This window comes from Pseudomonas sp. WS 5059 (assembly GCF_012985525.1).
Taxonomy (GTDB): domain Bacteria; phylum Pseudomonadota; class Gammaproteobacteria; order Pseudomonadales; family Pseudomonadaceae; genus Aquipseudomonas.
Genome location: NZ_JAAQWO010000013.1, coordinates 16,481 through 37,166, shown reverse-complemented (window position 1 = coordinate 37,166; position 20,686 = coordinate 16,481). Strand labels below are relative to the sequence as shown.

The following is a 20,686-nucleotide window of genomic DNA, read 5'->3' as shown; positions in this document are numbered from 1 at the left end:
GAGGAGTCATGAACAATGCCGCTTGAGAAAGTATCGGCGCAACCCTGTCTGCTGGAGGCGGCCCCTGCCCGTGTCAGTGACGGGCAGGTCCTTGGGGTCCTTGCGCAGCACTACGCGATCAGCGGAAAACTCGAGCAACTGGGCGGCGAGCGCGACCTCAATTTCCGGGTCATGCTCGCGGACGGTACGTCGCGTCTGTTCAAGTTGTCGCATCCATTGGAAAACCCGCAGGTCGTGGACTTCCATAACCAGGCCATGCTCCAGATCGAGCGTAACGATCCGGCGTTGCCGGTGCAGCGTGTCTTTGCATCACTCGGCGGGCGATTCGTGGAGCCGGTCGAAATCGAAGGCCAGCGCATGTTGGTCCGTCTCCTGTCCTTCGTTGACGGCTTGCCGCTGCACCGCGTCGCCCACACATCGGTGAATTTCAGGCAGAACCTGGGCCAAGCGCTCGCCCGGTTCGACCTGGCCCTGGACGGCTTCAGCCATCCCGCTGCCGGGCACGTCCTGCTGTGGGACATGCAACACGCCCAGCGCCTCAGGCCCCGGCTGAAACACATCGAGCCGGGCGTTCGTCGCGACCGGATCGAACACAGCCTGGACCGCTTCGAATCCCAGGTACTGGGCAAGTGCGCCACGCTGCGCCACCAGGTGATCCATAACGACATGAACCCGCACAACATCATCGTCGATCCGGATCAGCCCGATGTGTTGCGCAACATCCTGGATTTTGGCGACATGGTCCACGCGCCGTTGGTCAACGAGGTCGCGGTCGCGGCATCGTACCAATTGGGGGTGGCGGGCGACGTCCTGGCCCCGGCGCTGGACATGATCCGCGCCTATCACCAGGTCAATCCCCTCACCGGCGAAGAATTGCAACTGCTGCCGGTGCTGATCTCCACACGCCTGGCGTTGTCGTTGTGCATCAATTATTGGCGGGCCGACCTGCACCCGGACAATCGCGAGTACATCCTGCGCAACTCATACCGCGCCCAGGATGCCCTGGCGGGATTGTCCGCAATGGCACCCGCCGAGATCCACGACAGAATCCTTGCCGCTTGCACCCAGGAGGTTGGCGCATGAGCATGATCAACGGTTTCACTTCTGAAGATGCCGATCGCCTGTCAGACAAGGAAAAACGCCTTGTCGAACGCCGGGCACGGTTGCTCGGCCCGGCCTATCGACTGTTCTACGAACACCCCTTGCACACGGTGCGCGGCGAGGGCGTGTGGCTGTACGACGAACAAGGCCGGCGGTATCTGGATGCCTACAATAACGTGGCGTCGGTGGGGCATTGTCATCCCCGGGTGGTCGAGGCGATCAGCCGGCAGGCCGGGCAACTCAACACCCACACTCGCTACTTGCAGGAGGGCATGCTCGATTACGCCGAGCAACTGCTGGGCACCTTTCCCGAGTACCTCGAGCGGGTCATGTTTACGTGCACCGGCAGCGAGGCCAACGATCTGGCGTTGCGCATCGCCAAACAGTTTACCGGCGGCACCGGCGTGATCATCACCCGCTTCGCGTATCATGGCGTCACGGGTGATATCGCCGAGCTTTCTCCGTCGCTCGGCCCGAGCATGGTTCTGCCACCCCACGTGCGCACCGTTCGCGCCCCCGATGCTTATCGGCTGGGTGCGGATCAAGTGGCCTCGACCTTCGTGGCTGACGTCCGTGCGGCCATCGATGACCTGCGCAAACACGGCATTCGTCCGGCGGCGATCCTGCTCGACGGCATTTTCGCCAGCGATGGCGTCTTTGCGGGCCCAACCGGCTGCATCGCCGAAGGGATCGCATTGGCCCAGGCCGAAGGCCTGTTGTACATCGCCGATGAAGTCCAGTCCGGCTTCGCCCGCACTGGCCTGAACATGTGGGGTTTCCAGCGGCACGACGTGCGCCCCGACCTCCTGACCCTGGGCAAGCCGATGGGCAACGGCCACCCCATCGCCGGCCTGGTCGGTCGAGCGCAAGTGGTCGATCACTTTGGCCAGAACATGCGCTACTTCAACACCTTTGGCGGCAACCCGGTGTCCTGCGCAGCGGGGCAGGCCGTGCTGGACGTCATCCGTGACGAACAGTTGCAGCAGCGCTCGCACACCCTGGGTGAATGTCTGTTGACGGGGTTGCGGGAGCTGGCCGAGCGTTACCCGATCATCGGCGATGTGCGCGGTGCCGGGATGTTCCTGGGGGTCGAGCTGGTGACCGATCGCGCCACAAAAGCGCCTGCCGCCACGCAGACCCGTCAGGTGGTCAACGCGATGCGCGAGCAGGGCGTATTGATCAGTGCTGCCGGGCCGCTGGAAAACGTGCTGAAGATTCGCCCGCTGCTGGCCTTCGAACAGGAGCATGCGCACTTGCTACTGGAAGCGGTCGGCACGGCGCTGGAAGGGCTGCAGCCGTAGCGGTTCAGACGATATCGTCGATCAGGATATGGTGCTGCCCACGGCTGCAGCGTTCGATGCGCGCCTCGACCTTGTACACCGCGCGCAGCATCTGCTCGTTGATCACTTCATGGCTCGGGCCGCTGCCCTGAGCGGTGCCATCGGCGATGACCAGCACCTGATCGGCGAAGCGCAAGGCCTGGTTCAGGTCATGGATGGCGATGAACACGATGACTTCGCGCTTTCGCGCCAGGTCGCGCATGAAGTTCAGCACCTGGACCTGGCGGTGCATGTCGAGGGCGCTGGTGGGCTCGTCCATCAGCAGGATCTGCGGTTCGCGCACCAGCGTCTGGGCGATTGAGACCAGTTGTTGCTGGCCGCCGCTGAGTTCACCCAGGTTGCGGAATGACAGCGGCGTAATGCCCAGGGCGTCGAGGATCTCATCGACCAGTTTCAGTTCGTCATCGTGGACCACCCAACCCGGTGTCAGTTGCTTGCGCGCCAGCAGCACCGATTCGTACACGGTCAAACGGGCGCTGGCGTTGAGGCCCTGGGGCATGTAGCTGATGCCTTTCATGCCTTTTTCCGCGCCTTGCAGCTTTACCTCGCCGGGCCCGTCGATCAGCCCTGCCATGCGTTTGAACAGGGTCGATTTACCTGCGGCATTGGGCCCGACCACGGCGACCACCTGGCCGCCGACAAACTCGGTGGTGGTCACACCGCTGATGATCGTGCGCTGGCCATAGCTGGCGCCGAGGTCTTGCAGCTGGATCGTTACCATGAGTTTTTCTTTGCGCCGAGAATCAGAGAGATAAAGAACGGTACGCCGATCAGGGACGTGACCACGCCGATGGGGAAAATCGCGCCGGGGATCAGGGTTTTGCTGACCACCGAACTCGCCGACAGGATCAGTGCGCCGGTGAGCAACGAGGCCGGCAGGAAGAAACGTTGGTCTTCGCCAATCAGCATCCGCGCGATGTGCGGGCCGACCAGCCCGATAAAGCCGATGGTGCCGACGAAGGCCACGGGAAACGCAGCGAGCAGGCTGACCATGATCAGCGTCTGGAAACGCAGGCTGCGCACGTTGATACCGAAGCTGGCCGCCTTGTCATCCCCCAGCCGCAGGGCGGTGAGCGCCCAGGTGCGCCTGGCGAAAATCGGCAGGGTGATCAGGATCACCACACAGATCACGCCCAGCTTGGGCCAGGTCGCCTTGGTCAGGCTGCCCATGGTCCAGAACACGACGGCGGCCACGGCTTGCTCGGTGGCAAAAAACTGCACGAGTGCGAGCAACGCGTTGAACGTGAACACCAGGGCAATGCCGAGCAGCACGATGGTTTCGGCGGTGACGCCACGGCGCAGGCTCAAGAAGTGGATCAGCAGGGCGCAGAGCATGGCCATGATGAACGCGTTGGCCGGCACCATGTACTGCGCTGCCAGCGGAAACAGCGCCACACCGAACGCCAGCCCCATGGCGGCGCCGAAACTGGCTGCCGCGGAAATGCCCAGGGTGAACGGGCTGGCCAACGGGTTGTTGAGGATGGTCTGCATCTGCGCCCCGGCCAGCGATAACGCCGCGCCCACGGCGACCGCCATCAGTGCCACGGGCAGGCGAATATCCCACATCACCACCCGCACCTGCGGCGCGGCGCTGTCCGGTGAAAGCAGCGCACCGAGCACTTCGCCCAGGCTGTAGCTGGCCGGGCCCAGGGCCAGGTCAAGCAACACACTGCCCAACAACAGCAGCGTCAGGGCGCCGAGGATCAGGCGTTTGCGCACCACCAGGCGGCGGTAGGTGTCGCGCTGGACCATCGTATCGTTGATCGCATTCATGGCTTGATCTCGGGTTCGCCCAGGCTGACGAAATAGCCAGGCTCGTAGGGCACCGGCAGGAAGCGCTCATGCAACTCGCGAAACGCGGCTTGCGGATCGAGGTCTGCAAACAGCGTCGGATGAAACCATTTGGCCAGTTGCTGGATGGCCACGAACTGATAGGGGCTGTTGTAGAACTGGTGCCAGATGGCGTGGAAGGCCTGGCTGTCCTGCGCCTTGATTCCGGCATAGGCCGGGCGACCGGTGTACCAGGCCAGTTTGCGTCGGGCCTCGGCCATGTCCGCGCCCGGACCCACACCCACCCAATGCCCGCCCGGGGCGAAGGCTTCCCAGTTGGCGCTGGTCACGACAATCTGGTCAGGGTTGGCGACGATCACCTGCTCGGCGTTCAACTGGCCGAAGGTCGTGGGGATGATGTCCCTGGCGATGTTGTCGCCGCCGGCCATTTCGACGAAGCGGCCAAAGTTCTCGTTGCCAAAGCTCAGGCAGCAATCGTCGGTGTAGCCGCCGATGCGCTCGATGAACACCTTGGGGCGCGCAGGTTGGTGCGCGGCAATCACGTCGGTGACCCGGCGAATCTGCTGGTTGCGGAACGCGATGAACGCTTCGGCGCGTTGCTCCTTGCCGAACAATTGGCCGAACAGGCGCATGGTCGGCTCGGTGTTCTGCATCGGGTAGTTGCGAAAGTCGACGTACACCACGGGAATGCCCAGGGCGTCGAGCTTCTCGATGTAGCGCGCATCTTCGGTCGCGTGCTGGGCCTCGATATTGAGGACAATCACATCGGGGCGCTGCGAGATCGCTTGCTCGATGTCGAAGGTGCCGTCTTCAAACCCGCCGAAGGTGGGGATGTCGGCAATGCCCGGAAACTTGCGCAGGTAGGCGTTGTAGGTGTCGGGATCGGACTGGATGAGGTCCTTGCGCCAGCCGACGATACGCTCGATGGGGTTTTGCGTGTCCAGCGCCGCCACCAGGTACAACTGGCGGCCTTCGCCGAGAATCACCCGTTTGACTGGCAGGTTTACCTTGACCTTGCGCCCGAGCAAATCGGTCACGGTGCTGCGTGTGTCAACCGCTTCGTTGGCCAATGACGCCAGTGAAACCCCCAGCAATCCAGCAAACAGCAGCGCGGCCAGGGCGTGGCTGCGTCGAACAATGGTGAGCATGATCAAGGCCTTTGCATGTGTCAGAAATCGACCGTGGCCGACAGGAGCAGGGTGCGTGGTGAACCCTGGGAAAATGCGCCGTAGGAGGCGACTCCCGACCAATATTCACGGTCGAAAACGTTTTGCACCGCGGCGCGAAAGGTCGTGGGTCGCTGAGCGATACGCGTGGCGTATCGAGCGCCGACATCGATGCGCGTCCACGGGGCCAGTTCCTGGGTGTTGGCCTGGTTGACGTATTGGCTGGCGGTGTAGATCGCGCCGCTGGTGAGTGTCAGCCCTTCGGCCCAGGGCGTGTCCCACTCGGCCCAGAGGTTGGCTTGCACGTCGGGCACGCCCACCGGTTTGTTACCACGGTTGGCCGCCACGCTGGTCCTGGTCAGTTGTCCGTCCAACAGCGTCACGCCACCGAGCAGGCGCGTGCCTTGGGCAATTTCGCCCGACATGTTCAGCTCCACGCCGCGATTGCGCTGTTCACCCTGGACGGCGAACACCCCGGAAGACAATTCGCCGCTGGGCTTCTTGATCTGGAACAGGGCCAGGCTCGACATGAAGCTGCCGTAATCGAGCTTGACCCCGACCTCCTGCTGGCGCGACACGTAGGGGGCAAAGATTTCGCCGGCGTTCGAAGCGGTGCTGGGGGCGACGTCCCCCTTGCTCAGGCCTTCGATGTAGTTGTAGTAGAACGACACGTGATCCCAGGGCCGCAGCACGGCCCCGAACAACGGCGTGGTCTTGCCATCGTCATAGGCTGAAGTGACTGCACCGGCGGCGTTGTAGTTGTGGGACTGGATGTTCTGCTTGCGCAGGCCCAGGGTCACTTGCACGCGCTGGTCGAGTATCGACAGGGTGTCGGCCAGGGCGATGCCGGACAACTCGGTCGCCGACACTTTGGGCGTGGCCGGCTCGGCAATCGCGGGTTTGGGGCGATGGACCGGGTGGTAAATGTTCGACAGCACCGCAGGCCCGGACAAAATGCCCCGGGATAATTCATCGCGATAACGCGTCACTTGCAGGGCGGTGCTGTGGCTCACGGGACCGGTGTCGAATCGCAGGCGCGCACCGGCGTCGACCGTGTAGCGCCGGACTTCGAACTTGTAATAACCGGGGATCGACGAGGTGTCGCCTGCGGCGTTGATGATCGTGGGCGTCTGGTCGGACATGCGTGCGACCTTCGACTGGCCACCGCCTGCATGGGCGAACACCGTCAGTTGGTCGTTGAGGTCGTATTCACCGCTGAGCAGGGCCGACTTGTCGCGGGTGCTGGACCAGCCCCAGTCCTGGCTGACGCTGGTCCGGCCGTTGGCGGCAGAAGGGATTTGCACGCCCGACGCGATCAGGAACGGTCGGGACGCGGCGTCAAACCGTTCTTCCTGGCTCACCAGGTCCAGGCTGGTGCGCAGGCGATCTCCTTGATAATCCAGGGACAGCGCGCCGACGCCGACCTCGCGGTCCTGATCGTCGATCACCGTGTCACCTTGCTGCACGCTACCGTTGAGGCGCATACCGAATCGGCGCTCCTCGCCAAAGCGTCGACTGAGGTCCAGGTGACCGCCCAGTTGGGCGTCCTGGGCGTAACTGGCGGTGAATCGGGTCAGGTCTTCATCGAGAGAACGCTTGGGCACCACGTTGATCACGCCGCCCACGGCACTGTTGGGCGACATGCCGTAGAGCAGCGCGCCGGGCCCCTTGACCACTTCGATGCGTTCGGCGTATTCGGTGAACACCCGGTAGTTGGAGGCCACGCCATAGACGCCGTCGAAGGCCAGTTCGCCCAGGTTGCCTTCACCGACGGGAAATCCCCGGATGAAGAACGAGTCGACGATGCCACCGGTCTGGCCGGTGGAGCGCACCGATGAGTCGCGCTCCAGCACATCACCCACGGTCTTTGCCTGTTGATCCTTGATCAGCGCGGCGGTGTAGGTGCTGACGCTGAATGGCGCATCCATCACGGCGGTGTTGCCGAGCATGCCCAGACGGCTGCCAGTCGCCACCTGGCCGCCCGGATACACCGGTGGCAGGCTGTCACTGCGTGTGTCGATGCCGTCGATGGTGGTTTCCTCGAGGGTGACCCGACGTTGCACCAGTGTGTAACTGCCGTCGCTGCGCAGGACCATGTCCAGGCCACTGCCGGCGAGCAAGCGGGTCACGGCTTCGCGGGTCGAGCAAGATCCGGTTAGCCCCGGGCTGATCAAGCCCTCGGTCAGTGAAGGTTCGAACGACAGGGCGATGCCGGCATCCACGGCGAAGCTCGACAGCGTTGCGCCCAGAGGTCCGGGGGCGATGTTGTAGGCATGGACCACGACCGAATCCAGTTGCACCGGCGCGGCTGCCATCGCCAACGGGCAGGCAGCGCTGATCAGGGTCAGGCTCAGCAGCGCGCGGCAAATGACAGGCATGGATGGATGACCCTGTGGCGAGAGGCAATGGAGGTTTCTGTACAGGCCAGCCGAGATCGAAAAAAGTATCAGCCAGCGGCAGATTTTTTTTGGAGACTCAGGCCGGGGACAAGGTGACCCAGTACCCTCGCAGATGAGCGGTGGCGGTGACCGGGTAGGTTTGCACCAGCATGTTCAAGGTGCGCTGGCTGTCGCTGATCGGAAAAGCGCCGGAAATGCGCAGGTCGGCAATCGCCGGGTCGAACCTGACGAAGCCGTGGCGATAGCGGGTGACCTCAGCGACGAAATCCGCCAGGCGCATCTTGTCCGCCATCAGCATGCCCTGGGTCCAGGCGCTGGCGTTACGGTCAGTGGGGTTCGCCGCGCCAAAGGCCTGTGCGGTGAATGCCATGCGTTGTCCGGCATTGACGATCAGGGACTCGGCCTGGCGGTTCTCGGCCAGCACCACTTTGACGGCGCCTTCCAATACCGCAAGGTGGGTGAACGGGCTCAATTGGCGGACGATGAAACGCGTGCCCAGGGCCTGCATGTGGCCCTGTGCGGTACTGACCAGGAAGGGCCGGGCCAGGGGGGAATTGTCCGTGGCGGTCTGCACCAGGATCTCGCCTTCGCGCAGGCGGATCAGGCGCTGCTGGCTGTCGAACAGCACATCGACGGCGGTATTGGTGTTCAGGGTGATGCGAGAGCCATCGGCCAGGGTCCACTCGCGTCGTTCGCCGACGGCGGTGCGGTAATCGGCCGTCCACTGCTGCGATTGCGCCAGTTTCCAACTGCCCCAGCCTACCGGCATCACCGCCAGCAACAATGCCAGCTTGCCGAGGGCCGCACGGCGTTCCGGGTTGCTCGGTCGATCCAGCGCTGACATCGCCAGCGAAGGTGGCAGGCCGCCCAGTTTGCTTTGCAGCAACTGCGCCCGAGCCCAGGCGCGATCACGCTCGGGGCTGCTGACCTTCCAGTGTTCCCACTCGGCGCGTTCGCTGTCGCTCAGGTCGTTTTCACTCAGGCGCATCAGCCATTCGGCGGCTTCTTCGAGGACTTCAGGGGGCAGCGGCGGGTCTTTGCGCAGGATGAGCATTCATTCCACCAGCATCAGGCACTGCACGAACGCCTGCTTCATGTAGCGCTTGACGGTGATCAGCGACACGTCCAGTTGATCGGCGATGTCCTGGTATTTCAGGCCATTGAGCTGCGACAGCAGGAACGCCCGCTTGACCAGCGGCGGCAAGGCATCGAGCATCGCGTCGATTTCGTGCAGGGTCTCCAGCACCACGAAATGGGCTTCCGGGGAGGGGGCTTCCTGCGGCGGCAGGTTGGCGAGGGCGTCAAGGTAGGCGCGTTCCAGTGCCTTGCGCTGGTACCAGTTGATCAGGATGCCCTTGGCCACACAGCTGAGGTAGGCACGCGGCTGTTCGATCACCGTGACCTGGGACGCGAGGATGCGCGCGAAGGTGTCCTGTGCCAGGTCGGCCGCATCCATGGCGTTGCCCAGTTTTCGTTTCAACGTCGCATACAGCCAGCCGTGATGGCCACTGTACAGGGCCTCAATCGCACGCAGATGCTGATCTTGATTCGCGGGGAGGGTTTCGCTCATGGCGCCAGGCTGACTTGTAATTGAGAAGTATTCCCAATGCTAGATGACTCGCTACCGGGAAAGCAAGTGCGATCATTGGCCCGATGTCCGCAGGGGCAGGGCGCGCAACGCCACGATGGGCAGCAGTGCGATCAGGTAGGCCGCGCAGACGAACAGGTAGGTGTACTGCAAACCGTAGATCTGGCTGAGCAAGCCACCGGCGCAGATGCCGGCAATCGAGGCGAACTGCGAGATGCCCTGGGCAATCCCCAGCACGTAGCCCTGTTGTGAGCTGTCAGTGGTTTTCGAGATCAGAGCCATCAGTACCGGTGTCGTCGCGCCCAACAATACGCCCCAGACGAAGTACGCCATGACAAATACGCTGGCGTTGCGGGTCACGCCGATCAGCGCGGTCAGGGCGATGCAGGCGATCACCACGTAGCGGATGCGCAGCAGCGAGTCTTGCGCGGTGCGGTGCTCGAAATAACGCGACCATGTCGTTGCACAGAGGATGAAACCCAGCGCCAGCAGGCCATAACACAGGCCGACCACCGAGTTGCTGACCTCGAAGGTCGAGCTGACGTACAGCGAAAACGACGTCTGTGGCAGCATCCGCGCCAACAGCAGAATGCCCATGACACACAACAACGAAAGCACCGGAGAACGGCGCCAGGCAGGGTCGTGGGATTGCCGGGTGGTGGCAGCGGTTTTCTTCACCGGCGGCACATCCGGTAGCGTCACGGCGGCGATCACCGTGCAGACGGCGCACAGGATCGAGGCGATGAGGTTGATCCAGAAAAACGTCGCGTAATCGAGGATCAGCCCGCCGACGACGGCCCCCAGCAAGGACCCGACGTTGGTCGAAATTTGCAGGATCGCGAACAGCCTGGCGCGGCGGGTTGGTGCTTCGATGCTGACGCCGTAGGCCTGGGCGGGGGCGATGTAGCCGGCAAACGCGCCTTGCAGGAATCGCAGCACCAGGATCACCCAGATATCGCTGGCAAAGGCCAGGCCCAGTTGCGTCAGGGACAAGCCGGCGAGGGCGCGGATCATCATCAGCTTGTGACCGTAGCGATCACCGATGCGACCCCAGAATGCGCTGGTCAGCATGATGCCCAGCATGGGCCCGACGTACACGGCGATGCTGGCGAAGCTGAAAAACGAGGCCGAGTCCGTCAAGCCGCGCAGGTGCACCGGCCAGAACGGCCCGCTCATTTCCATCGCGCCCATGGAGACCAACTGGATCGCGAACAGAAGATAAATCAGGACTCTGACGCTCGAGCCCTGAATGACACCGGCGCTGGGCATGGGACAACCTCGCTAGTCGAACGGGAGCGGGGGAGCGGCAGAACATCCTCGCATCACCCGGCCAAACGGCGTGCATTTGACCCGGCTCCGGCGATTGCCGCAACCGGATAAACCCACCACGTGATGCCCGTGAGGAAAAATCGAAGCCGGGTGATACTTTTTTTCGAGCTGGCTGGCATTAGGAGTGATTCCCATTTCCTACCTCCAAGGAACCTCACGCCATGCCTGTTGCCAGTCGACCTTGCGCCGAGCGCGCCCTCACGCTCGCCATCCGCGCGGCCTTGCTCAATGTTGCCCTGATAGCCGGGAGCACCAGCGCCTGGGCCGCCACGGCCGGGCCTTCGGGCAAGCCGGAAAATCCTTCAACCGGTTCGTCGAACGAGGCACCGAACCTGACCCTGGACACCACCAACATCAACGCCCGCTACGCCGGGCCCACCGCGCTGCCCGCAGAGTTCACCGGTGGCCAGGTAGCGCGCGGTGCGCGCCTGGGCATGATGGGCAACAAGGATGTGATGGACACGCCGTTCAGCGTGACCAGCTACACGGCCAAGACCCTGGCCGACCTGCAAACGGTGACCGTGGCCGACGCCCTGCAACGGGATCCTTCGGTGCGCTCCACCGGGCAAACCGGCGGCATCGTCGACTCCTTCTTCATCCGTGGCTTTGCCATCGGCGAAGGCAACCTGGGCGAACTCGCCTACGACGGCGTGTATGGCGTCGCGCCCAACTATCGCGCCTTTACCCAGTACACCGAACGTGTCGAAGTGCTCAAGGGGCCGGGTGCCTTGATGTACGGCATTTCACCCAACAGCGGGGTGGGCGGCGTGATCAACATCGTGCCCAAGCGCCCGCTGGCCGAAGACCTGACCCGCTTTACCGCCAGCTACGAGTCGGACTCCAACGTCGGCGGTCATCTGGATGTCAGCCGCCGCTTCGGCGACGAGAACCAGTTTGGCGTGCGCTTCAACGGCAGTTTGCAGGGTGGCGATACCGCTGTGGATGACCAGGAGCGTGCGGTGAACATCGGCGCCATCGCCCTGGATTATCAGGGTGAGCGCTTGCGCCTGAACCTGGACTTCATCAGCCAGAGCGAAAAATTCGATGGCGCATCACGGCCATTCACCATCGCACCGGGGGTCGAGGTGCCTTCCGCCGCCAATGGTCGTACCAACGTATCGCAGAAGTGGGGCTGGTCCGACACCAAGGAGCAGTCGGCCTTGCTGGGCGGCGAATACGACCTGAACGACAACCTGACCGTGTTCGCCCACGCCGGTGGCGGCAAGTCGGATGTCAAACGCTTGTCCGACCAGGTGCCTCGCATTCTCAACGATGCAGGTGACACCAGTAATATTCCCGGTTACTACAAATTCAACGTCGACCGCTCGACCGTCGATGTGGGCCTTCGCGCACTCTTCGCCACCGGCCCGGTGACCCATACCACGACGCTCATGGCCACCCGTTATCAGGATGAACTGTCCCGAGGCATCACCAACGGTACCGACATCCGTTCCAACTTCTACCACCCGGTTGACGTGCCCAAACAGTACCTGGCTGCGCCGAAGGTGCTGCGCGTTTCCGAATCGGAACTGTCCGGCGTGGCGTTCACCGATACCCTGGGCATGTTGGATGACCGCATCCAGTTGACGCTTGGTGTGCGCCGCCAGGACATCGAATCGCGTAACTACAACGCCGCCGGCTCAGTCAGTTCGCGCTATGACGACAGCGCCACGACGCCGCTGGTGGGCGTGGTGGTCAAACCGTGGGAAGACGTGTCGCTGTACTACAACTATGTCGAAGGCCTGAGCAAAGGTGACATCGCCCCCGGCACGGCGGCCAACGCCGGTGAAACCTTCGCTCCGTATGAGTCCAAGCAGCATGAATTGGGGGTGAAGTATGAGCACGGTACGTTCATGACCACCCTGGCCCTGTTCCAGATCGAAAAACCGAGCGGCGAAGTGGGTGCGAACAATGTGTTTTCGGTGCAGGCCGAACAGCGCAACCGTGGCGTCGAACTCAGCGTATTCGGCGAAGTGGCACCCGGCACCCGCCTGATGGGCGGCGTGACCTTCCTCGACGGCGAACTGACGGACTCGGCCACTGCGGCCAACCGCGGCAACAAACCGGTCGGCGTACCCGACATCCAGGCCAACCTCTGGGCCGAATGGGACACCCCTTGGCTGGAAGGCTTCACCCTGACCGGCGGCGCCATCTACACCGACAGCCAATACGTCAACCAGGCCAACACCCAGGAACTGGATGCCTGGACCCGCATCGACGCCGGCGCGCGCTACGCCACCAAAATCGAAGGCCGGCCAACGACGTTCCGCGCCACCGTGCAAAACGTCTTCGACCGCGAATACTGGTCGGGCGTGGCCTCGTATGGGGCGTTCTCCCAGGGGTATCCGCGTACGTTGCAGTTGTCGGCGACGGTGGATTTCTGAGGAGGGTCAGGCGGTGGCTTTAGGCTTGTTCGTTCAAATTTGCGCAAGCAACCACGAACGAAACGCCACCAGCGACGGCAGCATTTCGTTGCGTGGCGGGTAGGCCAGGTAATAGCTGCGCTGGCTGGCGAAGGGCAGGTCGAGGCTGATCAGCTCGCCGTTGGCCAGTTCGTCGGTGACGAGGATGCGCGGCACCAGGCCGATGCCGATGCCGGCCCTGACCGCCTGGATCAGGTGCGAGGTCAGTTCGAAGCTCGGCCCCAGGCGCATCATGCGATGGGGCAGGTGGTGATGGCTGAACCACTCGCCCCAGACGTTGGCGTTGGTGGCGACATTGAGCAGGGTCTGCGCGCCGATGCGCTCAGCCGACCAGTCCTGCTGGGCTGCGGCGGCTTGGGGGGAGATCACCACCAGCAGTTCTTCGGTGTGCAGCCGGTGGCTGATCAGGCCGGGCAAGTCGCTGGAGCCGACGACGATGGCGGCATCGATGCCGCTGGATTCGAAGTCGATGGTGTCGATCCGCGAATGGATGTGCACCAGCATGCCGGGGTGGTTCTTGTAGAAATCGTGCAGGCGCGGTAACAACCATTTCGAGCCGAAGGTCGGCAGGGTGGCCAGGCGCAGGGTGCCGCTGCCGGACTGATAGGCCATGGCCTGCAAGGTCGCGCTGCGAATACGCCCGAGCGCTTCGCTCATTTCCCGTTGATACAGTCGGCCGACATCGGTCAATTGCACCTGGCGCCCTTCGCGGCGGAACAGGGTCAGGCCCAATTGCTGCTCCAACGCCTGTACCTGTCGGCTCACCGCGCTTTGGGTCAGCGACAGTTCCATGGCGGCGCGGGTGTAGCTTTCATGGCGGGCGGCGGCTTCAAACGCCAGCAGCAGCGACATCGACGGCGTGAGATGGCGGTAATTCATTCATAAAACTCATCGATAGCGGCAGAAATATCCGTTTGTTGCGTGACCGAGCCTGCGGGATCATTGGCGTCTATAACGACCTGAGGCTGATCTATTAATGCTCAGGCGACAAGTATCATGAAATTTCCGTGAAGAGACCACCGCCATGATCGCCCAGCTGACGACCGCGTCCCCCGCGCAGCACTACCCGGAATTCCTCCAGGCCCTGCAAGCCAGCGGCTTTCGCGGCCAGCTCAGCGCCGACTATGCCACCCGTACCGTGCTGGCCACCGACAACTCGATCTATCAGCGCCTGCCGCAAGCGGCGGTGTTTCCGCTGGACGCCGACGACATCGTGCGCATCGCGACGTTGATGGCCGAACCTCGTTTCCAGCAGATCAAACTGACGCCACGGGGCGGCGGTACCGGGACCAACGGTCAGTCGCTGACCGACGGCATCGTCGTCGATCTCTCGCGCCACATGAACACGGTGCTCGAGATCAACGTCGAAGAGCGCTGGGTGCGCGTGCAGGCGGGCGTGGTCAAAGACCAGCTCAATGCTGCGCTCAAGCCCCACGGCCTGTTCTTCGCCCCGGAACTGTCCACCTCCAACCGCGCCACCGTAGGCGGCATGATCAACACCGACGCCAGCGGGCAGGGCAGTTGCACCTATGGCAAGACTCGCGATCACGTGCTGGAACTCGACAGCGTACTGCTGGGTGGCGAGCGTCTGCACAGCCAGCCGCTCGGCGAAGCGGAGCTGGAGGCGGTGTGCGCCCAGCAAGGACGCATTGGCGAGGTGTACCGCACCGCACGGCACATCCAGGAAACCCAGGCCGATCTGATCGAGTCGGTGTTTCCCAAACTCAACCGTTGCCTGACCGGCTATGACCTGGCGCACCTGCGTGACGAACAAGGTCGGTTCAACCTCAACAGCGTGCTGTGCGGCGCCGAAGGCTCGCTGGGCTACATCGTCGAAGCCAAGCTCAACGTGCTGCCGATCCCCAAGTATTCGGTGCTGGTCAACGTGCGCTACAGCAGCTTCATGGACGCGCTGCGCGATGCCAACGCACTGCTGGCGCACAAGCCGCTGTCGATTGAAACCGTCGATTCCAAGGTGCTGCTGCTGGCGATGAAGGACATCGTCTGGCACAGCGTCGCCGAGTATTTCCCCAGCGACCCCGAGCGCGCCACCCTGGGTATCAACCTGGTGGAGTTCAGCGGCGAAGACGTGGCGCAGGTCAACGCCGACGTGGCGGCATTCGTCGAACACCTGCAAGCCGACAAGACCATCGAGCGCCTGGGCCACACCCTGGCCGAAGGCGCCGAAGCGGTGACCCGCGTCTACACCATGCGCAAGCGTTCGGTGGGGCTGCTGGGTAACGTCGAGGGCGAAGTGCGCCCGCAGCCGTTCGTGGAAGACACCGCCGTGCCGCCGGAGAAGCTCGCCGACTACATCGCCGAGTTTCGCGCCTTGCTCGACAGCCATGGCCTGGCCTATGGCATGTTCGGCCACGTCGACGCCGGGGTGCTGCACGTGCGCCCGGCGCTGGACATGAAGGACTCGGCCCAGGCGGCGCTGGTCAAGCCGATCTCCGATGCCGTGGCCGAGCTGACCCAGCGTTATGGCGGCCTGCTGTGGGGCGAGCACGGCAAGGGCCTGCGTTCGGAATACGTCCCGGCGTTTTTCGGCGAGCTGTACCCGGCGCTGCAATCGCTCAAGGGCGCGTTCGATCCGCATAACCAGCTCAACCCCGGCAAGATCTGCACGCCGCCGGACGCCGAACAGGGTTTGCTCAAGGTCAACGAGGTGACCCTGCGTGGCGACCTCGACCGGCAGATCGACGAGCGCGTCTGGCAGAGCTTCGGCAGCGCCGTGCACTGCAACGGCAACGGCGCCTGCTACAACTACGACCCTAACGACGCCATGTGCCCGTCGTGGAAAGCGACCCGCGAGCGCCAGCATTCACCCAAGGGCAGGGCGTCGTTGATCCGTGAGTGGCTGCGTCTGCAAGGGGCGGCCAATATCGACGTGCTGGCGGCGGCACGCAGCAAGGTGTCGTGGCTCAGTGGCTTGCCTGCGCGGCTGCGCAATAACCTGGCGCGCGCCCGTGGCGAGGCGGACTTCTCCCATGAAGTCTACGACGCGATGGCGGGTTGCCTGGCCTGTAAATCCTGTGCCGGACAGTGTCCGATCAAGGTCAACGTGCCGGAATTTCGTTCGCGTTTCCTTGAGCTGTACCACGGTCGTTATCAACGCCCGTTGCGCGATTACCTGATCGGCTCGCTGGAGTTCACCATCCCTTACATGGCCTATGCACCGGGCCTGTATAACGCGGTGATGGGGTCGAAATGGATCAGTCGTCTGCTTGAGCGCCACGTCGGTATGCTCGACAGTCCGCTGCTGCATCGCTTCGACCTGCAAAACACGTTGACCTGTTGCAAGGTCGCGGTGGCCAGCGTGCCGGCCCTGCGCGAACTGACTGCTGCGCAGCGTGACCGCAGTGTGGTGCTGGTACAGGACGCCTTCACCCGTTACTTCGAAACGCCATTGCTGGCCAACTTCATCCAGTTGGCGCATCAGCTGGGTTACCGGGTGTTCCTGGCGCCCTACAGTGCCAACGGCAAGCCATTGCATGTGCAGGGCTTTCTCGGCGCGTTCGCCAAGGCGGCGATTCGCAATGCCACTCAACTGAAGGCGCTGGCTGACTGCGGCGTGCCTTTGGTCGGCCTGGACCCGGCGATGACCCTGGTCTATCGCCAGGAATATCAGAAAGTGCCGGGGCTCGAAGGCTGCCCGAACGTGCTGCTGCCTCAGGAGTGGTTGCTGGATGCGCTGCCGGATAATCCTCGTCCGGTCAGTCAGACCTTCCGTTTGCTGGCCCATTGCACCGAGAAAACCAACGCCCCGGCCAGCACTGGGCAGTGGCAAGCAGTGTTCGCCAAGCTTGGGCTGAAACTGGTGACGGAAGCGACGGGGTGCTGCGGCATGTCCGGCACCTACGGCCACGAAGCGCGCAACCAGGAAACTTCGCGAACGATTTTCGAGCAGTCCTGGGCCGGCAAGCTGGACAAGCCTGGCGAGGCCCTGGCCACCGGGTACTCCTGCCGCAGCCAGGTCAAGCGCCAGGCAGACAAGCAATTGCGCCATCCGCTGGAGGCGTTGCTGGAGCATTGTGGGCGCAGCTAACCGGACCTGCTTGCACCCCCCCCCTCTGTAGGAGCGAGCTTGCTCGCGATAGCGGTGTGACATTCAACATGGATGTCGGCTGATCCACCGCAATCGCGAGCAAGCTCGCTCCTACAGGGGACGCGGTAGCTTCGGATCCACTGATCCGCACTTTTTTGTCCCGCCTGCCACTGTCGCCAAGCCCTGCGCGCTTCTAAAGTCGAGGGATCTTCCCAAGGGAAACCCCGCCCATGTACAGCCCGTTCGCTGTTCCAGGCTCCGCTCGACAATTTCATGATCGTCTCTACGCCGGCGAAATCCTGCGCATCAACGAGGCGCCGGCCATGCTCGCCCTGGTCGAGCACACCCGGGCGATGCTTGAAGAAGCGCTGCATCCCTGGCCGCCGACCCACATCCATCGCCATCTGAACCACGAACAACAGGCCGTGCTGTTCGCCAAATGCCAGGGCGCTTTTGCCGGTTCTCGCGAGATTCAGGGGCTGTGGCGAGCGGTCATCGAAAGCCAGGGCCTTGAGGCGCAGGCACTGGCCTGCGACCGATTGCACCTGCGCTTCCAGCCGCACCGCGAAGCTGATGCGCGTGCCTCACGGGCACGAGTGACGGCAACCATTGCATTTCACCGAGACACCTGGGGTTCGAACCTGTACGCGCAGACTAACTGGTGGGCGCCGATCTATCCGATCACGGCAGGGCGAACGTTTGCGATTTACCCCAACCTCTGGCAGCGCGCACTGCGCAATTCCAGCGCCGATTTCGATATGCGCGCCATTCTCCAGCGTTCCCACCAGGACGGGCGCAACACGGTGGATGCCGATGAGGCCATCCCGCATTTGCTGGAACCGATCGATGGGCAAGAGGGCATTGCGGTGCAAATCGAGCCGGGCAGCCTGATCGCCTTTTCCGGCGCGCACGCCCACGCCGGCGTTGGCAACAGCACCGGGCTGACGCGCATCTCGTTCGAAACCCGCTCGGTGTTGATCGCCGACGTCCTGGCCGGGCTCGGCGCGCCGAACGTCGACGGTGATGCGCCCTGGCAAACACCCGGGCTGTTCCGCCGCATGAGCGACGGCCAGCGCCTGAACGATGTCCTGGGCTGTCACTTCATCGAACCCTACCACCGCTCCCACAGGGATTTGGGCTAAACACACATTCTGTGAGCGGCCCGGCCTCCTGTAGGAGCGAGCTTGCTCGCGATAGCGGTGGGGCAGTCAGCGTTGATGTCGGCGGTGCCATCGCGAGCAAGCTCGCTCTTACAAGGCTTCGGAAATGCTTGAGATGTTATAGGGTAACAATATAAGGTGCTCGCCCCCGTTCCTGTAATGCGAATACCCCATGACCCTCGCACCACCGCGTTCCACCGTCGTCCGGCTTCTGAGCATCGATGCACTCAGAGGCCTGGTGATTCTGTTCATGCTGCTCGACCACGTGCGCGAAACCTTCTTCCTGCACCATCAGGTCGGCGATCCCATGAACGTTGCCACCACTGAACCCGCGTTGTTCTTCAGTCGCACCCTGGCGCACCTGTGTGCCCCGGTGTTCGTGCTGCTCACTGGTCTGTCGGCTTGGCTGTACGGCGAAAAGTATGCGGGCAAGGGCGACGTCAGTCGTTTTCTGTTCAAGGGGTCGTCTCAGAAAACGGAAAATAAAGCACGCTAAGCGTGCGTGGAGGCTGGCACCCAGCGGTACAGCGTCGGAATGGACACGCCGAGGTTCTTGGCCACGTCCTTGGGCGGCACCCCGCTGGCCAGCAGCTTCTTGGCCGACTCGATCTTGCTGTCGGTCATCTTCGGCTTGCGGCCGCCTTTGCGGCCGAGCTGCTTGGCGACTTCCAGCCCGGCGCGGGTGCGCTCGACGGTCAGCTCGCGCTCCATTTCGGCAAGGCTCGCCATGACGTGGAAGAAGAACCGCCCGGATGGTGTGCCGGTGTCGATGGAGTCGGTGAGGCTCCTGAACTGGACACCGTGCTTGTGCAGCTCGCCGACCAGATCGACCAGTTGCTTGACCGACCGGCCCAGCCGGTCGAGCTTCCAGACGACCAAAGTATCGCCTTCGCGCAGCATTTCGAGCGTCTTGGCCAAGCCAGGCCGGTCTGCCCGCGTGCCACTCACCTTGTCCTCGAAGACCTTTTTACATCCGGCCTTGCTCAAGGCTTCGCGTTGCAGCTCCAGGTTCTGATCCTGCGTCGAGACGCGCGCATAGCCAATCAACATGGCTTGTCTCGCGCCCGGTCGATGCGTTCCTGCATCGCCTGCATCACTTCTTCGTGGGTGTACGATCTGGCGTTGGCGTCGGTGGCTTGCCGCAGGGCTTCCTCAACCTCGCGCGTCATCCGCTCGTAATCCTCCGGCCACAGCGCTTGCTCCATGCGCAGCGACGCCTGACCCAGCAGGTGCAGCAGGCTGAACAGCCGCATGTCGTTGGTGGCGACGATGCGCTCCCGAATCTGCTCCTGAATAGCTTCGCTAGCCCGATGCGCTTGTGGTGTGGCAGTCCCCTCGTAGTCAGCGGGGAATTCCGCTTCCTCGGCAATCCTTGCCCAGGCGCTGGCCAGCGCCTCGATGGTTGACGTGCTCATTTCCGCCGCTCCTGTGCTCTTTGGCGAATCAACCGGCCAAGGGGCCTCGACGCGAAAACCAGCAGCATCACGCCTATCGGATACCAGGTCGAGAAGACCACCAAGGCATCGAAGGCTGGCCGTCCGGTGTTGGTAGGCAGTACGGCGGTCACAGCCATCAACCCGCCGACCGTCCAGATGATGCGCCACACGTAGGGCATCACGCGGGGCACGTAGCCGTCATCGAAAGCGGTCTGGTAGTAGCGGCGCAGGCCGCGCTCGGCAAGCGCCTGGCGCTGCCGCTCCGACAGCGCATCCGTCCGGCCATACCAGCGCCGGAATGGTGGACAGCGCAGCAGCAAAGGGGTGAAGAGGATCATCACCGCCACGATCGCGACACCCCACGCCATGACGGCGCCGGCATCGGGCCGCTTGGCGTTCTCGATCACGGGCGCGAAGACGCCCGGAGCACCGATCATCCAGAACAGCGCAATGTGCTGATGGAAGGAGAGCTTCATTTGCTCATCCACTTGCGCAGCAGGCGCTTTTTCAGGGAGGCGCGTTCTTGCGGGTTGCGTCCCTTGTGATTGGCGATGCGATCCGCCGTGGCGGCCTGGCGCTTGACGGGCCAGTAGGAGCGGCCATCCTTGCCCATCGACCAGACGCTGCTGGCCTGGTTTTCCAGCAGGGGCAGATGGGCGCTCAGGGCTTCGGGCGACGCGCTGGTCAGCGCCGTGCGCTCACGGGTGCGCCAGCGCTGATGCCAGAGCTTCTTGTCCTCGCGCTCGCTGCCGCAGGTCGTGTGCCCGACGATGGGTGTTTTGCGGCGGCTGCGGCTCATAACGTAGTGGTCTCCAAGAACATTCAGGACTGATCCCAGGCGTCGATGGTCAAGACCTGATCGGCAGGACAGGCGGCTACGCGGTCGGGAACTGGATGGTGTTCAG

17 protein-coding genes and 1 pseudogene are annotated in these 20,686 nt (G+C 63.2%); 6 read left to right on the top strand and 12 right to left on the bottom strand.

Features of this window, described 5'->3' with window-relative positions; translation table 11 throughout:
- Positions 1-15 precede the first annotated feature (15 nt).
- Positions 16-1,083, top strand: a complete 1,068-nt coding sequence (locus HBO12_RS27575; RefSeq protein WP_016487049.1) for a phosphotransferase — start codon at positions 16-18, stop codon at positions 1,081-1,083.
- Positions 1,080-2,402 carry an aspartate aminotransferase family protein gene (locus HBO12_RS27570; RefSeq protein ID WP_016487050.1) on the top strand — a complete coding sequence of 441 codons (1,323 nt, stop codon included), beginning with the start codon at positions 1,080-1,082 and terminating at the stop codon, positions 2,400-2,402. Before HBO12_RS27575 ends, HBO12_RS27570 begins: the two co-directional genes overlap by 4 nt.
- Before the next feature lie 4 nt (positions 2,403-2,406).
- Here the strand turns inward: HBO12_RS27570 and HBO12_RS27565 are convergent, their stop codons facing one another.
- The 7 genes from HBO12_RS27565 to HBO12_RS27535 all read right to left on the bottom strand — a co-directional run bounded on the left by HBO12_RS27565 (position 2,407) and on the right by HBO12_RS27535 (position 10,654).
- On the bottom strand, positions 2,407-3,162 hold the full coding sequence (locus tag HBO12_RS27565; RefSeq protein WP_016487051.1) for an ABC transporter ATP-binding protein: 756 nt from the start codon (positions 3,160-3,162) through the stop codon (positions 2,407-2,409).
- Positions 3,156-4,214 (bottom strand): FecCD family ABC transporter permease, encoded by a 1,059-nt coding sequence (locus HBO12_RS27560; protein ID WP_016487052.1) that lies wholly within the window; start codon positions 4,212-4,214, stop codon positions 3,156-3,158. Before HBO12_RS27560 ends, HBO12_RS27565 begins: the two co-directional genes overlap by 7 nt.
- Positions 4,211-5,380 (bottom strand): ABC transporter substrate-binding protein, encoded by a 1,170-nt coding sequence (locus tag HBO12_RS27555; protein WP_016487053.1) that lies wholly within the window; start codon positions 5,378-5,380, stop codon positions 4,211-4,213. Before HBO12_RS27555 ends, HBO12_RS27560 begins: the two co-directional genes overlap by 4 nt.
- 20 nt (positions 5,381-5,400) lie before the next feature.
- Complete coding sequence (locus HBO12_RS27550; RefSeq protein ID WP_170043801.1) at positions 5,401-7,776, bottom strand: TonB-dependent receptor; 2,376 nt, start codon at positions 7,774-7,776, stop codon at positions 5,401-5,403.
- 97 nt (positions 7,777-7,873) lie between these two features.
- Positions 7,874-8,851 carry a FecR domain-containing protein gene (locus HBO12_RS27545; RefSeq protein WP_016487055.1) on the bottom strand — a complete coding sequence of 326 codons (978 nt, stop codon included), beginning with the start codon at positions 8,849-8,851 and terminating at the stop codon, positions 7,874-7,876.
- Positions 8,852-9,367, bottom strand: coding sequence for a sigma-70 family RNA polymerase sigma factor (locus HBO12_RS27540; protein ID WP_069900678.1), 516 nt, complete (start codon positions 9,365-9,367; stop codon positions 8,852-8,854).
- A 72-nt stretch (positions 9,368-9,439) separates the two neighbouring features.
- Entirely contained in the window at positions 9,440-10,654 is a 1,215-nt protein-coding gene (locus HBO12_RS27535) for an MFS transporter (RefSeq protein ID WP_069900677.1), read from the bottom strand.
- A 221-nt stretch (positions 10,655-10,875) separates the two neighbouring features.
- On the opposite strand from HBO12_RS27535, the gene HBO12_RS27530 reads away from it, so the two are divergent.
- On the top strand, positions 10,876-13,098 hold the full coding sequence (locus tag HBO12_RS27530; protein WP_169990546.1) for a TonB-dependent receptor: 2,223 nt from the start codon (positions 10,876-10,878) through the stop codon (positions 13,096-13,098).
- 33 nt (positions 13,099-13,131) lie between these two features.
- Here the strand turns inward: HBO12_RS27530 and HBO12_RS27525 are convergent, their stop codons facing one another.
- Positions 13,132-14,016 carry a LysR substrate-binding domain-containing protein gene (locus HBO12_RS27525; RefSeq protein WP_169990547.1) on the bottom strand — a complete coding sequence of 295 codons (885 nt, stop codon included), beginning with the start codon at positions 14,014-14,016 and terminating at the stop codon, positions 13,132-13,134.
- A gap of 145 nt (positions 14,017-14,161) precedes the next feature.
- Between HBO12_RS27525 and ydiJ the strand changes: the two genes are divergently transcribed.
- The 3 genes and pseudogenes from ydiJ to HBO12_RS27510 all read left to right on the top strand — a co-directional run.
- Positions 14,162-17,185, top strand: coding sequence for a D-2-hydroxyglutarate dehydrogenase YdiJ (ydiJ, locus tag HBO12_RS27520; RefSeq protein ID WP_169990548.1), 3,024 nt, complete (start codon positions 14,162-14,164; stop codon positions 17,183-17,185).
- Positions 17,186-17,415: 230 nt separating this feature from the next.
- Positions 17,416-18,327 carry a hypothetical protein gene (locus tag HBO12_RS27515; protein WP_169990549.1) on the top strand — a complete coding sequence of 304 codons (912 nt, stop codon included), beginning with the start codon at positions 17,416-17,418 and terminating at the stop codon, positions 18,325-18,327.
- A 190-nt stretch (positions 18,328-18,517) separates the two neighbouring features.
- Positions 18,518-18,805: pseudogene (locus HBO12_RS27510) on the top strand (heparan-alpha-glucosaminide N-acetyltransferase domain-containing protein); the annotation flags it as partial.
- A gap of 32 nt (positions 18,806-18,837) precedes the next feature.
- Here HBO12_RS27510 and HBO12_RS27505 read toward each other — a convergent pair.
- From HBO12_RS27505 to HBO12_RS27490, 4 genes are read right to left on the bottom strand one after another with little or no spacing between them, the layout of a single operon-like run.
- The gene (locus tag HBO12_RS27505) at positions 18,838-19,395 is read right to left on the bottom strand and encodes a recombinase family protein (RefSeq protein WP_004118524.1); all 558 of its coding nucleotides are present in this window, start codon (positions 19,393-19,395) and stop codon (positions 18,838-18,840) included.
- Complete coding sequence (locus HBO12_RS27500; protein WP_003100853.1) at positions 19,389-19,760, bottom strand: hypothetical protein; 372 nt, start codon at positions 19,758-19,760, stop codon at positions 19,389-19,391. The genes HBO12_RS27505 and HBO12_RS27500 overlap by 7 nt, the downstream gene beginning before the upstream one ends.
- Positions 19,757-20,257 (bottom strand): hypothetical protein, encoded by a 501-nt coding sequence (locus HBO12_RS27495; protein WP_003100856.1) that lies wholly within the window; start codon positions 20,255-20,257, stop codon positions 19,757-19,759. The genes HBO12_RS27500 and HBO12_RS27495 overlap by 4 nt, the downstream gene beginning before the upstream one ends.
- Positions 20,254-20,580 carry a hypothetical protein gene (locus tag HBO12_RS27490; RefSeq protein ID WP_003100858.1) on the bottom strand — a complete coding sequence of 109 codons (327 nt, stop codon included), beginning with the start codon at positions 20,578-20,580 and terminating at the stop codon, positions 20,254-20,256. Before HBO12_RS27490 ends, HBO12_RS27495 begins: the two co-directional genes overlap by 4 nt.
- Between the last annotated feature and the right edge of the window lie 106 nt (positions 20,581-20,686).